This window comes from Enterococcus innesii (assembly GCF_022846515.1).
Taxonomy (GTDB): Bacteria; Bacillota; Bacilli; order Lactobacillales; family Enterococcaceae; genus Enterococcus_D; species Enterococcus_D innesii.
In genome coordinates, this window is sequence record NZ_AP025636.1 from 45,781 (window position 1) to 61,944 (window position 16,164).

Sequence of the window (16,164 nt, forward strand, 5' to 3'; positions counted from 1 at the left end):
AAATGAAAAAAATCATGATCGGTGTTATTACTGGCTATCTATTATTGTTCCCTCAACTCGTTTCAGCAGCCGAAGCAGGTGCCTATGACAGCAATGGTGTCACTTCCTTTTTCGGCGTCTATGAAGAACCCGTTGAGGAGCCAGAAGAGCCCATAAAAGAACAGCCAGGGAATAAACAAGTTAATCAAAAAGGCAACAATATTTTACCAGCAACAGGGTCAGATCACTTTAATCGCTATCAAAGCAGTGGTCTTGTCGTTTTGTTGGCAGTAGGAATCATTTTAATCAAAAGGAGAACAAAAAATGAAAAAACTTTTCTTGACGGCAGGCATTCTATTGATGAGCACTGCACTGTTACCAACAACCGTTAATGCCGCTGAATACACCTCAAATGGGGCAATTACCTTTGAAGCGGACCCGAATCCAACCAATCCAGTCGACCCGACCGATCCAGAAAAACCAGTGGATCCCGTCGATCCAACCGATCCCGATGGACCAAACCCTGGAACAGCTGGACCATTATCGATTGATTTTGCTTCAAGTTTTCAATTTGGCAACCAACTGATCACTTCTGAAACAAAAGATTATTACGCACAGCTGCAAGAGTTCACAGCTGGAGCTGCTGGACCAAACTATGTGCAAGTAACTGATAAACGAGGAACACAAGAAGGTTGGTCATTGAGCGTTGTGCAAAATGGACAATTCAAAACGGCTGATGACGAAGAACTGGTAGGCGCTTCATTATCGATCGCCTCTGGCGCTACAACTTCGGTCACCGATATGCAATACGCACCAACGGTTACGGCAAGTCATACCTTTGTACCAGATAGTGAAGTCACATTGGTCAACGCACCTGTTGGAAAAGGAATGGGGACTTGGATCTACAAGTTTGGGAACGATGCAACGGAAGGATCAACGGCAGTAAAATTAAACGTGCCAGGTAGTTCTGTAAAATTGGCCAAAGAGTATCGGACGACATTGACTTGGAATTTAAAAAATGTCCCAGATAATATCGGTAGTAATTAAGAAACGATCTTTAAAATAAAAGGAGTGTTATATATTAATGAAAAAAACAGCGTGGGTCTTTGTAAGTCTTGCCGTATTGGCAGCAGCGAGTGCAGCAACCGAGGTTTCAGCAGCTGAAGCTGCTTCTTACACATCAAATGGGGCGGTTGATTTTATTCCGAATACTGATCCGACGAACCCAGTCAATCCAGAAAATCCAGATCCAGAAAATCCGGTCAATCCTGTGGATCCAACCGATCCCGATGGACCAAACTCAGGAACAAATGGCCCGTTATCAATCGATTATGCCTCTAGCTTAGATTTTGGTGTCAATAAAATCTCCAATAAAAACGAAGTCTATTATGCACGAGCACAAGGATACTTGAATGACGATAACACAGTTTCTACATTAAAAACTGCCAATTATGTTCAAGTAACGGATAATCGCGGTAGCAATGCTGGTTGGCGGTTGTCTGTAAAACAAAATGGGCAGTTCAAAAATGAGTCAACGTTGAATCAAGAATTGACAGGTTCTGTCATCACCTTAACAAATCCTGAGGTTAATTCTAACGCAATTGGCGTTACTAAACCAGTGCCAGAAGCGACAATCACGTTGGATGCAGCAGGTGCTGAATCAGTGGTGATGACTGCAGCAAAGCAAACAGGTGCTGGAACATGGGTCAACGCTTGGGGAAGTGTTGAAACGGTCACTGAAATAGATAAAGATGGCCAAGAAGTACAAGCAGATGTTACCAAAGCGGTCGCACTTTCTGTACCTGGCAGCACACCAAAAGATGCCGTTAGCTACACGACTACACTAACTTGGGTATTATCAGATACACCAGGAACGGAAGGATAAGGAGTATAGATATGAAAAAGACACTAGCATTTCTCTCAGTATTAGGCTTAAGCCTAGCAGCACCAGTGCTGGCACAAGCAGCAGACAGTGCAGAATACAACTCAAATGGACAAATCACCTTTGAACCAAATACGGATCCAACCAATCCAATCAGCCCAACGGATCCAGATCCAGAAAATCCAATCAAACCAGTTGATCCAACAGACCCAGATGGACCAAATCCGGGAACCAACGGACCGCTATCGATTGATTTTGCTTCAAGCCTTTACTTTGGCACACAAAAAATCACCTCGAAAACAGAGATCTATCATGCGGAAACCCAAAAATACGTGGATTCAGCAAATGAAAATCAAGAAGGCCCCAACTTCGTCCAAGTAACAGACAATCGGGGAACAGAGAGCGGTTGGACATTGAATGTTCGCCAAAATGGCCAGTTCAAAACAGCGGAAGACCAAGAATTGACTGCTGCGCAAATTCGTTTGACAAAGGGAACTGTGGTAACACCGTCATTGTCACCAAAACCATCAAATGTGAGCACAACGATCACATTGAATCCAAACGGTGCCCAATCCTTAGTGATGAGTGCCCAAGATGGTGAAGGAGCAGGAACCTATCTAATGAGTTGGGGCGATAGTTTAGCCGCAGCCATGGATAGTATTGAGTTGGAAGTTCCAGGCTCAACGACGAAATATGCCAGCCAATACAACACCACGTTTACTTGGTTACTAACAGACACACCAACCAACCCATAAGTACCAGCTTTCTCCTTGAACCCTTTCGAGGTTCAAGGAGAATACATAGAAAGAAGGGACATCCATCATGAAAAAAATCAACCAGCTTTTGGCGCTCCTATTCGCGAGTATTTTCTTTTTCGTACCAACTATAGGAACCGCTTCTGAATTTAATTTTGCCGTCAATCCAGTGATTCCAGAGAACCAAATCGATAAAGAAAAGACTTATTTTGACTTGAAAATGGCACCGGGGACGGTCCAAACTGTGGAAGTCCAATTGCGTAATGATACCGATCAAGAGGTAGTCATCGCACCAGTGATCGCTTCAGCTACCACAAACCTAAATGGAGTCGTGGAATATGGCGAAAACGACATCGAAGCAGATGAAACATTGCCTTATGATATGGCTGACTTGATTGAAGTGGAGAAAGAAATCACGATCCCGAAACAATCCCAGATCACCTTGCCTTTAAAGATCACTATGCCTTCGGAATCCTTTGAAGGAGTCATCGCAGGTGGCTTGACCTTAAAAGAAACGACAGAGGAAAATGCTACGGCTGACAGTGAAAAAGACCAAGGCTTAGCCATCAAGAACGAGTATGCCTATGTCGTTGCGATTTTATTGCGTCAAAATACAGCAGAAGTTGCGCCGGATCTGAAACTACTAGATGTTGGACCGGGACAAGTCAATTCTCGTAACACCATCAATGTCACCCTCCAAAATCCTGAAGCAGCGTACTTGAATTCATTACGCCTGATCAATGAAGTGAAGAAAAAAGGCGATAGCGATGTTTTGTATTCTTCGGATACTTCCCGGATGCAAATGGCACCTAATTCCAACTTCTCGTACCCAATCTCATTAGAAGGGCAACGTTTAGAAGCCGGGACCTACGTGTTGACTTCCGTTGCCTATGGTGGGAAAAGTGAAGAAGGACAATACAAAGTTGAAAATGAAGAAGGCGAAGAAGAAAGCTATCTTTATAAGTGGACCTTTGAGAAAGAATTCACAGTGACTGGCGATGTCGCACGTGATCTGAACCAGAAAGATGTGACGATCGAAACAGATTACACGTGGCTTTACTTCTTGATCGGCGGTCTGTTGTTATTGCTCGCCTTCTTGCTGCTTTTATGGTACCGACGAAAGAAAAAAAATGAAACGGATGAAGCGTGAGCACCTTGAGAAATACTTGATCGATGGCTTGATCATCGCAGGTATCCTCTTGTTGGCACTTCCTTTTTTAAAAGAAAGCATCGTCAGTTGGCAATTACGCACAAGCGAATTGACGATAGCGACCCAGCTGCCGACAACGATTCCAGAAGAAGAAACCATTCAGATACCGACTCTGGGGGACGTCTTAGCGCCACAGCCAGCAACGATCACCGGGTACGGCTTTGTCACGATCGAGGCAATCGATTTCCAGCAACCACTGCTGGTGGGTTTGACCAATCAGCAGCTGCTGAAAGGCGGTGTCGTGATGTTTCCTCAGCGTTTGTTAAAAAATAGCAATTTTGTCGTTTTAGGGCATCATCTCGGTAGACAAAGTTTGTTATTTGGTCAATTGCTAGAAGCACAGGTGGGGATGGAAGTGTCAGTGAGCTATCTCGAGGAAAGTCAACAGTATATCATCATCGATAAAAAAATCGTGGAGGAAACAGACTTGTCGGTTTTAGCGGATGACCAAGGGCCAAGGCTGACCTTGATCACTTGTCCAACACCAACGCGAACGGACGAACGCTTAGTGCTGACAGCGATTCCTGTTGAACAGACAACTGCCCAGCAGTCGCAAAAATCGTCGAGCAGTACGCCACAATCATCGGATAGGCTGATTGAAAAACAAGAAAAGCAATGGAAACAACAATCTAAAAAAAATCGGTTTCTTTTACTTGTTATTTTATTTATAATTAGTGGATGCCTGCTTGGCGTTCACAAACTGTTGAAACGTTCAGCGCCGTAGAAAGAGCATCAAAAAGAAGCTCTATTGATAAGGATGGTGAAGAAATGAAACGCAGATTTGGCTTTGTCATTGGTGCCTGTATGTTTATTGGATTGATCGATCTTGTTACAGAACAAGTCGTTTTTGCCACCATCTATAATCCGCTGGACCCTTCAGAAGAAATCGTTCCGACAGATCCTCCGGAAGAAGTACCAGAAAAAGTGAATGAACCACCTGCTGAAAAAAAAGAACCAGAAGAGCAACCAGCTCCTGAACTGGAAACGGTTCCAAAAAAAGAACAGGAACAATCCATATCTCCAGAAAGTAATTTTTTGGACAAACAGAAACACTTTGGACAACGAGTCATGCTAGAAGATGTTTTTGCGTCGGATCGTTTGGCTGTCGATTTAGCACTGCCGGGAAATAATACGGATGGTGACGGGGATGACAAACCTTCGTATCTTGCCAGCTTATGCTATTTATTTTCAGGAAACGTTCTTTATGGACAAAAAAATAACGGAGGCTTGAAAACGCATGTTTGTGACATTTTTGAATAAGGCGGACAAACGAAAATTGATGATGCTACAATATTTGGAAAACGCAGTCGCTCTTTCGGAAACGAAGGAAACCCTGATGGAGCAATTGACCATGTCGGAATTTCTGATCAACAAAACCACTAAGGAATTAAATCTTGATTTTTATGAACTAGGGTTGAATGAAGAGTTTGAGATCATGACTGATGGAATTACTATATATCTAAATGAATCTGGATCAGTAACTTCCGATATGTTACTGACATATTATCTGGAAAAGTCGATAAAAATCTCAATGTTAAAAGAATGTTTTTTTGAGCAATTATCTTCCCTATATGACTTCGCGGTTGATCATTTTTATAGCCGAAATCCAACTTATAAAGAATTCAAACAATTTAAAAAAATTTTAGAAAGATACGGTATTGAAGTAACAAAAAAATTTCAATTACTTGGGGATGAAAGGAAATTGAGAGAGTTTTTTTTTATTTTCTTTATGAAGTACTCTCCTCGGAAAGATAGATTATTCCCAGAAGAAATAAAAGAAAGGATATCTAGCTTTTCCCGCTTCCATAATCATTATTGGTTCAATCCTAATCAGGCAAAAAATATGGAGATAAGGAAAAGTCACTACTTAGGGATAGTTATAACCAGATTGCTAAATGGTCATAGCATAAAAAATGCTAAGGGAAAACATGTAGCTTCTTCGAAACATAATACTATCATAAAAGAAATTGAGTCATGGTTGCATACATTAACAAGAAAAATACCTGCCGACTCTATTGAAAACGAAGCAAAAGAGATTCTCCACTTCCTTATAGTTGAAGGCTGGTTAGTAGATAATGAAAAGTATATGGATCAAGATCAACCATATATCAAGAAATTAAATGACAAGCTTTATCAAGCAATCCAAACTGAATTCAATATCTCAAATGAGGTAAAAAAAATTCTTTATGAAGAAACAACAAGTATTCATTATCAACTACTATCATTTTCATTTAGTTCTAAATATGAATATTACAATATAGATGTTTCATTTTTTTTAGAAGCTTATCCCGAATTCACAAAGTTTTGTCGTGAATTTCTCGAAGAAAACCGTTATTGTCCAATCTTGTGGGATAATAAAGAGTTTTTATTTTTTCGTTATTTATTTCTTATGATAGCAAAAGTTCCATTAAAAGAAATTCTATCACCTATTTACATTTGCATCGACTTTTCTTTTGGCAATTTCTATAACAGAATGGTAAGAAAAAATATAAATAAATTAATTGATTTAAATATTTGTTTTCAAGAATATCCCGATGAGAATACACAGCTTATATTAACGAATATGTCTTTTTATGATTCTACTAAAATAGACTACATCTTATGGTTGACTCCTCCAAGACCAAGTGATTGGGTAAACTTTACGAACAAAGTTAACAGCATTCGATTAAAGAAATTCGTTGAAGAAAATAATAACTGATAGGCTACAAATCATAGTTTATTTTTTGAGATATTGATATATCTCCTTATGAGATTTTGTCCGACTAAGGATAAAAATTGATAGGTAAATAAAAAAATTTCCTATTTGTTACTTTAATAAAAATAACAAAATAAAAATGTACACAAATATTAAATAATTTCAGATATGTATTAAGCTATTAAAAATAATTAATCCAATACAGTCGCAGATATATCCACTAAAATGTTGAAGGCATATGAAATGAATCTAGTTTTAAAGTGAAAAGACCATACGAGCTTATATAGTGACGGAACAAATTGAATTATGGAGAGGGCTAAGAATTTATTTGGGAGATTTGCGCCAGTATAGACTCTAGAATATGGAAAGATCGAATTTAGCATTATGGAATTTTATTTGATATCAGACAAAATCAATCATATATAATTTAACTTAAAAAAACAATTTATCACTAGCTATATTAAGGAGGAACTGAAATGAAGAAGGAAATAACAAAAAAAGAGTACTTAGATAAGTTTAGAATAGCAATTGACACAGTTGGAGGAGAAAGAAAATTATTAAACCAATATTTAGAAAAGCAATTTCTGAAGATGGAAAAACTAACAGCAGTCATCTCTAAGAGTAACTTTTGGCAAGTATTTCCTGAAATACTTGGTGTAGATGCTAAATTGACATTAATGAGTGAATTGATTCAATTTGCTGACTTATCGAATGAGGAAGTTATTAGAATTGTTGAGGATGATTATATAAGCTATTTTAGAGAGCTGTGTGGATATGACAGAAATTCGAACACCAATCCTTCAATGGTTTTTAATATATTATAAGTTTACTGATCTTTATAACAAATATACATTAACCTTATATTTATTCTTGTGTTTGAAATATGATAAGTGAACGTAAAATAATTGGTAAGCTTTAAAATACTATTGTAAAGGAGGACTAGAAATGCTTGATTTAACAAAATCAGAATATCAAGTACTACTCACTTTTTATGAGATTAATCAAAATATCACTAAAAATAACTTGCTTAAACAAACAACCAAGATTAACCCAAATACTGCTGCATCTACAATTAATAGTTTGTTACGAAAAAATTTTTTAGAAGTCGCAGAAATAAAAAGTACCCGTACATCACTAGCTAGAGCCTACAAAACAAAAATCCCGTTTGCAGTATTTATGATAGAGATGTTTGGATATGAACAAATCCAATTTATCATAAAAAGAACTGTTGATATGATCGATGACCCTGATCAGCTTAATTTTTTTCTTCTAAAAATTTATGAAGTAAGGAAAGAAAATAGTCGCTAAGCTAGGTTTGGTAGAACTCATACTAAAATTTTTCTCCTAGCAATTTCATCAATTAGCTGCAAGATTTTTTTTAAGTACTCCTCACTATATTTCTTAATAATTTAATAGTAATATTATATTTAGACTATTTGACAAATTTCCCGTTTTTTGTCCTTAGATAGTTTAAACCTATAAAATCAAAAATGATATATGTTAAAACGTTTAACTTTTTTAATAAAACCGTAGGAGGCAAATATGAATTTTTACGGAATAAATTTTTTAGAAAATCAATCTAGATTGAATGACTACATAAAATATTTTCTGATATTTAGCTCATTAATTCTTTTGATTTTAGTTTTTTCCTTGTACCTTAGACATCGAATAAATACGAAATATAGGGATTTAAGTATTATTTTTTTTCTGATATTAATGTTTGCGTTGGGTGTTCAATATTCAGATTATGAGATCAATCAAACCAAGCACTCGCAATCCTCTCAAATGGTAAACTTTGTAAAGGGGCTTGCAAAACAGGAGAATATAGATGCGAATGAAATATATGCTAGTGCAACTCAATTTTCTGATGGAATTATAGTGGAATTTAATGATAAATTTTATAAGGTTAGCTTGAGTAGTGACCAAAATTCTTATACTCTAACTGAAACCTATCTAATAAATGACAATATTACTTATACGGAGTAAGGAGGATGAGATATGCAGTTATATACACCAATTATAATAAAATTTGCTTTAGGTATACTTTGTTTGATTCTTCAGATTAACTTAATGGGAAAAGGTAATTTAGCTCCGTCATCAGCAATGGACCAAGTTCAAAACTATGTTTTAGGTGGGATAATTGGTGGGGTTATTTATAATGATTCAATAACTGTATTGCAATTCGTATTAGTTTTGATTATTTGGACATTACTTGTTTTAGTAGTGAAATTTGCTAAAGAACATAACCGCTATATTAAAGTGATTGTAGATGGTCGTCCGATTACATTAATTCAAAATGGAAAAGTGAATGTTAATGTTTGTTTGAGGAATGGAATTTCTGCTAATGAATTAATGTTTAAACTAAGAGCGAACGGCATTTATGAAGTAGAAAATATTAAAAGAGCCGTTTTGGAACAAAATGGTCAACTGACTTTAATAGAATTTGGTGATGAAAACATTAGATACCCAATAATCGTTGATGGTCAAGCTAATTTAGATGTTTTAGAATTAATAAAAAAAGATGATGAATGGCTTCAAAAAGAAGTTGTAAAACAAGGTTTTAATCGTATTAATGACATATACTTAGGTGAGTATTTATCAGGTAAACTAAATTTGATTGGATATGAAAAATAATTAATTTTTCCAATTTCTAACATATGGATCAGTCATTTAAATCATAGCAAAATACTTCAAAATAAACCATACAATGCCTTTTGATAGTTTCAGTGAGATATAAAAAATTGTAGATAGTTCTCGAAAATAACGGTATACCGTTTTATTCAATGAAGGAGAACGAGCTATGTCCATTGCAAAAGGAAATAAACATTTGCCTGTAACGCTTAATAAAAGAGGAAGCAGGGACTGAAGCACTTGAACACCAAGCACAAAAAAAGTGACTCGAAATTAATGTGAATCGCTTTAGATATGTTACTTGAGCAAGAAAAAGCGGGATTTAAGATTCCGGTGCTTAGAAAGTGACCGCACTTTATTTTCTGTTTTATTGAAGTGCCATCACCTTTTTACTCATTACATTTATCAGTGAACCCGATATCCAATACGTGGTAAACTAAATTTAGACAAAAGGTGAGATCCAATGGATGAAAATTCCAAAAAGAAAACCGTAAAATTATTGGCTCTTGCAAATGATGCCAATGACGAGGAATCGATATCAGCCTTAGCAAAAGCACAAGAATTGATGCTTCAGCAATAATATCGATGAATCAGACGTTTTTCAATACCAGTAAGAACAAAAATCAGAAGAAGTGATCAAGTGTTGATTTATGATGGCCAGCCACAAAAGTGGCTTTATCGATTAGCAAGAATTATTGTCAAAAATTTTCGTGTCCGGTAATACTATGTGTCCGGAAAACCGATTGAGTTTCACTTTCTTGGAATCTTGTCCGACGTACAAATTGCTCAAATCACGTTTGAGTATGATGTGGCAGTGTCAGATACTGTGCAAGGAAGTTTCTTCAGTTGCCTGAGATCAGACGAAAGTACCAGCGAAAATGGCAGATAAAACAAGACTATTTAGAAGGATACATGAAAGGTTTGTCGCAAACATTTAGAAAACAAGTACTGACAAACAGCTATGAATTGGCTTTGCAAGTGCCGTAAGTGAGTCAGACTGAAGTCGAAAGATTGGACTGGTATCTGTGAAAGATACCTCTCACATCGTGAGGGATCGAGAAGCATTTTACTCTGGTTATGCAGAAGGTGTGTCCGTTTCTCAGTGACAAGGATCAATTAGGGGCTTAATAGCGTATTGAAGGGGCCTTAGAAGAATGGCTGCAGAAAGACAATGTTATGGTGGTCAATGGAAAAGACCAATAACTCCCTACAATCGGCACTTATAATGGCCGCTTAGCTGGATCGAATGTGATTGCGATGAGTTAGCAAAAAACGATAACTCTGGACAGCTTCTGACAATTCACGATTTGAAAGGGTTCTATGACGTTTCAAAAAATTCAATAGTTTCAACCAACGAATAGTGGTCGTAGAATTAATAAACGTCATCTGAAAATTTTTCATTCGTAACACTCCCATACGGTCTGTTTGATGGATCATCGCTCACGTCTGATTATGGAATATGGATACTGGCAAGGCAAGGGAAAGGTTTTTAGATTCAAATTCTCGAAATGGGCGCAGAGTATAAGGGGAATTTCACCAATTCAACTTTGCTTTCCTTAGCTTTCATTGTATATTTAGATGAAAGCGTATCTAGGAGGTAGCACGAATGGAAAATAAAGGAACCTCAGTCAGAAGTCTTTTGTTGCGCTATTTAAATAATCAGAAAAAACAAGACAATAATTACTTTATTGCACAGGCGATTCTAAGAAGTTTTTCGAAAATCCCTAAGATGACCATCTATGAACTCGCAGAAGAATGCTTTGTGTCGACTGCAGCGATTTCGCGATTCATTCGGATTTTGGCTTTTTCGTCTTATACGGAATTCAAACAAGCGGTTGAAAAAGAGATCGATATCGTCAGCGATTATTCCAAAAAAGTGATCCAGCCCGTGGAACAAAGGGAGGAATTTCTGGACGAATTCACCTCAAATCTTTTAATCAATTTGAGGTACGCCAAAGAACAGCTCTCGGTTTCAGAAATTGAAACAGTGGTCTCTGCGATCTATGAAACAGAAAACGTTGCTGTGTTTGGCTTAGAATTTGCTGCTTTTATGGGACAGCATTTGCAAAGCAAATTAGCAAGCATGGATAAAATTATTCGGATTGGTTTTACAGTGGAAGAGCAATTAAAAATTGTGGAAGAAAGCTCGCCAGATAGCTTGGTTTTGATTTTTTCGATGGAGGGCGGTTTCTTTTACTTTAGTGAAAAAGTGATTGCAGCCTTGAAGAAAAAGGGAATCAAAATTATCGTCTTTACGTTTAAGCATTCTCCAATCATTGAGCGAAGTGCAGACCAAATTATCCTCTGTGGAGAGATCAACGAAAATACCGAAGGGCGGATTGCTATCTTATATATGATGGAGTTAGTGATTTATATGTATATGAAAAAGTTCTATTTGCCTCAATAGTTTCATATTTTGAAACAAGACCTTTGGATTTGAAACCAGAGGTCTTGTTTTGTTGTCGTTAGAATTAATCCCGGATGGTATCGTTTTCTTATAAGGGAAAGGTGGAAGGAACAATGGTCAAAAAAGATTTTTATTGGGGGGCATCAACCTCAGCATTTCAAGTAGAAGGAGGCTTTGGTGAAGGTGGAAAAGGGATTGCAACAACAGATGTGCGTCACGTACCGGAGGGAATTGCAGATTCGAAGATAGCGTCCGATCACTATCATCATCTAAGCGAAGACATTGAATTAATGGCAGACTTAGGGATCGATCTCTATCGTTTTTCGTTCAATTGGACACGTGTCATGGGTGAGGGTGATCAACCGAATCAAGAAGGCATCGATTTTTATAATCGTTTGATTGATGGGTGTCTTGAAAAAGGAATCACACCTTTTCCTACCCTATATCATTTTGAGATGCCGCAAGCATTGGTAACCAAATTTGACGGATGGAAATCAAGAAAATGTATTGATTACTTTGTTGACTATGCAAAAGTTTGCTTTCAGCATTTTGGTGATCGAGTCAAGCTTTGGGGAACGATCAACGAGCAATTGATCGTCACAGCAGCTTCTGATTTAAATGGCAATCACGAAACGGATGCAGATGAAAAAATGAAGCAGATGTATCAAATGAGTTACAATATGTCGCTAGCTGAGAAAAAGACAATTCAAGTTTTTCGAAAAATCGTAAGAGATGGTCAAATTGGTCCCGTGTGCTCTATGCAAGTTGTTTATCCTGAAACACCTTCGCCAAGGAACATCCTAGCAGCTAAGAACGCCGAAGACTTTTTACAAAATTGTTTTCTCGACATGTCAGTATTCGGTGAGTACCCGAAAAGCTACTGCAATTATTTGAATGAAAAAGGTTGGTATCCAGAAACGGAACCAGCTGATCGAGAAATTTTGAAGAAGAATAAACCAGATCTTATAGGGATAAACTATTACTGTAGTACCTGTATTCGTGCCGTTGAACCGGGAGAAGATACAAGCAAGCTACCACCATTTTATCGAAATGAGCGATTTACCTTAGGGAACAATCCTTATTTAACGAAGACGAAATGGATGGAATTTGGTATTGACCCTGAAGGATTATATATAGGTATGCGGTCGATTTATGAAAAATACCATTTACCAATGATGGTAACTGAAAACGGTTTAGCGTATTCTGATAGTATTGAAGACGGGCAAATTCACGATGTCTATCGTATTGATTACTTGGAACAGCATATTAAGCAATGTGAGCGTTTTATGGAGGAAGGATATCCTTTATTGGGTTATAGTCCTTGGTCACTACTTGATTTGGTTAGTTCACACCAAGGGTTTAAAAAGCGATATGGTTTGATTTTTGTTGATCGCACAGATGAAGATCCAAAAGAATGTCGACGAATTCCCAAAGACAGTTACTATTGGTACCAAAATAAAATAAAAAACACTAAAAAGGGGTAAGAAAAATGAATGCATTTATCCACTTTATGGAAAAAAGATTTATTCCCGTTGCGAATAAAATTTCTTCGAATCGCTATTTAAAAAGTGTGAGTACAGGTTCGATGTCATTACTAGGCGTTATTATGTTAGGTGCCATCTTTACAGTTATTTCTAGTTTAAGCTGGGAACCGTATCAAAACTTTCTATCAGTAACCAACATTGGGACAGTGATGAATTATATTCCAGCTTACACAATTGATTTATTAGGTTTGTATATGGCATTTAGTATTGCCTACTGTGGAGCAGGAATATTCGGGATCAAAGAACAAGCCTTGGGGACTGGGTTCATCTCATTGGTATGTTTCCTGTTATTAACGCCACTCACTGAAAATCCTGAAGCAAGAGCTTCATTTTTAAGTACCAATTATTTAGGCGCGCGCGGGGTCTTCGTGGCAATTTTCGTTTCACTGATCACGATTCAACTGATGAAATTGTTTGTGGAAAAAAATATTACGATCAAAATGCCCGATGGGGTGCCAGAAATGGTGACCAAGTCGTTTACTTCTTTAATTCCAGCAGTTGTGATTGCGTCACTTTTTGGAATTGTTAAATTTGGTTTTAGCGTAACTAGTTATAATTCAGCGACAGATTTTGTTTATACATTGCTTCAAGAACCATTGCAGCGATTGACGGGTTCCTTAACTGCCTTTTTGATTCTTATTTTGATCTCGAATCTCTTATGGTTTTTCGGGATTCATGGTTCAATGACCGTATTGCCGATTCTCATGCCGATTTTCTTGGGTTATCTTGCAGACAATAGTGCTGCTGTGGCGGCGGGAGAAGCAGTTCCTCATGCCATTAATTTTGGGTTATACGATTTGGCATGTTTAGGGGGGAGCGGTGCAACGATTGGTTTAGTGACTGACATGTTTTTATTTTCCAAGAGTAAGCGCTACAAATCATTTTCAAAAATCGTATTTCCAAGCGGTCTTTTTGGTGTAAATGAACCAGTTGTCTTTGGAATGCCGGTGATGTTGAATGTGATGCTTTTGATTCCGTTCTTATTGACGCCATTAGTGATCACTTCTCTTGGGTACGCGTTGATTTCCATGGGAATAATTACCGCACCGATTGGTATCCTGGGGGCGAGCTCGTTGCCTCCGCTGATCCACGGCATCGTTCAAGGGAGTCTCTCCTTTGGTATCTATCAACTGTTTGCAGTTGCTATTTCTATGGCTATCTATTACCCTTTCTTTAAAACCTTGGATAATCAAGCAGTTCAAGAAGAACGCTTGGCACAAGAACAAGCTGCATAAGAAACTTGCGCAGGATTTACATGTAACCATAATAACAACAAACGAGCGCAAGAGTGAATTGATTCTTGCGCTCGTCGTCTGTGAAACCATCGATTGGAGGACAACTCAATGAGAGAGACAAGAGAAACGCTTTTTAAATGTACAGAGACAAAGAAAAAACAAATTCAGAAGATTGTAGAAAATATGTCAGTTACGGAAAAAATTGGTCAGCTTTTTTTCGTGATTGGACAATCTGGTTCTGTAGAGGAATTGACGGCATTTATTAAGAAATACCAACCGGGGGGAATGATGTATCGCCCCGACAATGCTGAAAAGCTGAAGAATCAGCTAAGAACAGTCCAATATGCTAGCACGATACCGTTGTTTCTTTCCGCAAATTTAGAGTCAGGTGGAAACGGTATTCTTACAGAAGGGACATGGGTCGGTAATCCTATGCAGATTGCCGCTACAGATTGCACCGAAAATGCCTATTACTTAGGAAAAATTTCTGGGATGGAAGCGGCTCGAATTGGCATTAATATGGCTTTTTCACCGATTGTAGATATTGATTATAACTTTAAGAACCCAATCACGAATACTCGCACATTTGGAAGTGATCAAAAACGAATTATTCGCATGGCTCAAGCGCAGATAGACGGTTTTTCTGAGAGTAACATCATTCCAGTGATCAAGCATTTTCCTGGAGACGGTGTTGATGAAAGGGATCAACATTTACTGAGTTCGATCAATTCACTCTCCGCGAATGAGTGGATGGAATCGTATGGGACTATTTATCGCCAGTTTATTGAAAAAAACGTCAGCTGTATCATGGTGGGACACATTTATCAGCCTGCGTGGGAGCGAAAACTTTCACCAACTATCAGAGAAACCGAATTGATGCCTGCTTCTTGCTCGAAACTTCTAGTTGAAGGGTTACTAAGAGATACACTGGGCTTCAATGGTTTGGCTATCACTGATGCAACACCAATGGTCGGTTACACGACGATCATGCCTCATAGAGAGCGACTCGTTGCTTCAATCAATGCAGGAATCGATATGTTGCTTTTTAATAAAAATATTGATGAAGATTATGAAGTGATCACATCTGCTGTAAAAGAGGGAAGCATTCGTATGGAACGTTTGGATGAAGCAGTCGCACGAATTTTAGCAGTCAAAATGTACCATGGTTTATTGACTGAAGTAAGGGAAGAGACAGTCAATAGTACTCCTAAAAGTGTCATCGATCGTACTGAATATCAGTGGGTAACGAAGAAAATTGCTGATGAGTCGATTACATTGGTCAAAGACAGAGAAAAACACTTACCACTCACACCACAACGATACCCTCGAATCCGTCTCGTTATTTTGGGTGATTCTGACGACGGTGGATTTAAAGAGGGAGGACGAGTGGGTCCGCTTTTTAAAGCTGGATTAGAAGCTGCTGGATTTGAAGTCAACCTTTTCGATAATCAACAATTGGATTTCCAAGAGGTTTTCGAGGCAGGGGTTGAGGATCTTAGAAATAAATTTGATTTGGCATTGTATGTTGCTAATGTTGAGACCGCCAGCAATCAGACAACAGTTCGTTTGGATTGGAATCATTTGATGGCCGCAAATGCTCCCTGGTATGAAAAGGATCTCCCTACCATTTTTGTTTCTACTGCCAATCCCTATCACTTATTTGACATCCCTTATGTTTCAACTTTTATCAATGCGTATACAGGAAATCCAGAAACAGTGGAGGCTGTAATCCAGAAATTGCTGGGGAAAGAACCGTTTAAAGGTAAGAGCCCGATCGATCCATTTTGTGGGGACTTTTTAGCTAGAGCAAAATAACTTTTATAAGA

At 37.9% G+C, this 16,164-nt stretch carries 16 protein-coding genes and 1 pseudogene; all 17 read left to right on the top strand.

What is annotated here, in order from left to right:
- Positions 1 to 2: 2 nt before the first annotated feature.
- The 17 genes and pseudogenes from ENLAB_RS16645 to ENLAB_RS16730 all read left to right on the top strand — a co-directional run bounded on the left by ENLAB_RS16645 (position 3) and on the right by ENLAB_RS16730 (position 16,153).
- Positions 3 to 371 carry an EF2685/EF0750 family sortase-dependent surface protein gene (locus ENLAB_RS16645; RefSeq protein ID WP_201705672.1) on the top strand — a complete coding sequence of 123 codons (369 nt, stop codon included), beginning with the start codon at positions 3 to 5 and terminating at the stop codon, positions 369 to 371.
- Positions 304 to 1,026, top strand: a complete 723-nt coding sequence (locus ENLAB_RS16650) for a WxL domain-containing protein (protein ID WP_077453991.1) — start codon at positions 304 to 306, stop codon at positions 1,024 to 1,026. Before ENLAB_RS16645 ends, ENLAB_RS16650 begins: the two co-directional genes overlap by 68 nt.
- A 37-nt stretch (positions 1,027 to 1,063) precedes the next feature.
- Positions 1,064 to 1,864, top strand: a complete 801-nt coding sequence (locus ENLAB_RS16655) for a WxL domain-containing protein (RefSeq protein ID WP_244353447.1) — start codon at positions 1,064 to 1,066, stop codon at positions 1,862 to 1,864.
- Positions 1,865 to 1,875: 11 nt separating this feature from the next.
- Positions 1,876 to 2,616, top strand: coding sequence for a WxL domain-containing protein (locus ENLAB_RS16660; RefSeq protein ID WP_244351122.1), 741 nt, complete (start codon positions 1,876 to 1,878; stop codon positions 2,614 to 2,616).
- A gap of 67 nt (positions 2,617 to 2,683) precedes the next feature.
- Entirely contained in the window at positions 2,684 to 3,766 is a 1,083-nt protein-coding gene (locus ENLAB_RS16665; protein ID WP_244351125.1) for a WxLIP family cell surface protein, read from the top strand.
- Entirely contained in the window at positions 3,756 to 4,550 is a 795-nt protein-coding gene (locus ENLAB_RS16670) for a class A sortase (protein WP_244353542.1), read from the top strand. The genes ENLAB_RS16665 and ENLAB_RS16670 overlap by 11 nt, the downstream gene beginning before the upstream one ends.
- 44 nt (positions 4,551 to 4,594) lie before the next feature.
- Positions 4,595 to 5,086, top strand: a complete 492-nt coding sequence (locus ENLAB_RS16675) for a hypothetical protein (protein ID WP_244353449.1) — start codon at positions 4,595 to 4,597, stop codon at positions 5,084 to 5,086.
- Positions 5,064 to 6,524 carry a helix-turn-helix domain-containing protein gene (locus ENLAB_RS16680; protein ID WP_244353451.1) on the top strand — a complete coding sequence of 487 codons (1,461 nt, stop codon included), beginning with the start codon at positions 5,064 to 5,066 and terminating at the stop codon, positions 6,522 to 6,524. Before ENLAB_RS16675 ends, ENLAB_RS16680 begins: the two co-directional genes overlap by 23 nt.
- A 473-nt stretch (positions 6,525 to 6,997) precedes the next feature.
- Positions 6,998 to 7,345 carry a DUF7006 family protein gene (locus tag ENLAB_RS16685; protein WP_244353453.1) on the top strand — a complete coding sequence of 116 codons (348 nt, stop codon included), beginning with the start codon at positions 6,998 to 7,000 and terminating at the stop codon, positions 7,343 to 7,345.
- A gap of 121 nt (positions 7,346 to 7,466) precedes the next feature.
- A complete protein-coding gene (locus tag ENLAB_RS16690; RefSeq protein WP_244353455.1) occupies positions 7,467 to 7,829 on the top strand; it encodes a transcriptional regulator, BlaI/MecI/CopY family protein in 363 nt (120 codons plus the stop codon).
- A gap of 234 nt (positions 7,830 to 8,063) precedes the next feature.
- A complete protein-coding gene (locus tag ENLAB_RS16695; RefSeq protein WP_244353457.1) occupies positions 8,064 to 8,507 on the top strand; it encodes a DUF3290 domain-containing protein in 444 nt (147 codons plus the stop codon).
- A gap of 12 nt (positions 8,508 to 8,519) precedes the next feature.
- Positions 8,520 to 9,155, top strand: a complete 636-nt coding sequence (locus ENLAB_RS16700) for a DUF421 domain-containing protein (protein ID WP_244353459.1) — start codon at positions 8,520 to 8,522, stop codon at positions 9,153 to 9,155.
- A gap of 460 nt (positions 9,156 to 9,615) precedes the next feature.
- Positions 9,616 to 10,280: pseudogene (locus ENLAB_RS16970) on the top strand (DUF2786 domain-containing protein).
- Positions 10,281 to 10,758: 478 nt separating this feature from the next.
- Entirely contained in the window at positions 10,759 to 11,559 is an 801-nt protein-coding gene (locus ENLAB_RS16715; protein ID WP_244353465.1) for a MurR/RpiR family transcriptional regulator, read from the top strand.
- A 113-nt stretch (positions 11,560 to 11,672) separates the two neighbouring features.
- Positions 11,673 to 13,043 carry a glycoside hydrolase family 1 protein gene (locus tag ENLAB_RS16720; RefSeq protein WP_244353468.1) on the top strand — a complete coding sequence of 457 codons (1,371 nt, stop codon included), beginning with the start codon at positions 11,673 to 11,675 and terminating at the stop codon, positions 13,041 to 13,043.
- A gap of 5 nt (positions 13,044 to 13,048) precedes the next feature.
- On the top strand, positions 13,049 to 14,338 hold the full coding sequence (locus tag ENLAB_RS16725; RefSeq protein WP_244353470.1) for a PTS sugar transporter subunit IIC: 1,290 nt from the start codon (positions 13,049 to 13,051) through the stop codon (positions 14,336 to 14,338).
- A gap of 108 nt (positions 14,339 to 14,446) precedes the next feature.
- Positions 14,447 to 16,153, top strand: a complete 1,707-nt coding sequence (locus tag ENLAB_RS16730; protein WP_244353472.1) for a glycoside hydrolase family 3 protein — start codon at positions 14,447 to 14,449, stop codon at positions 16,151 to 16,153.
- The last annotated feature ends 11 nt before the right edge of the window (positions 16,154 to 16,164 follow it).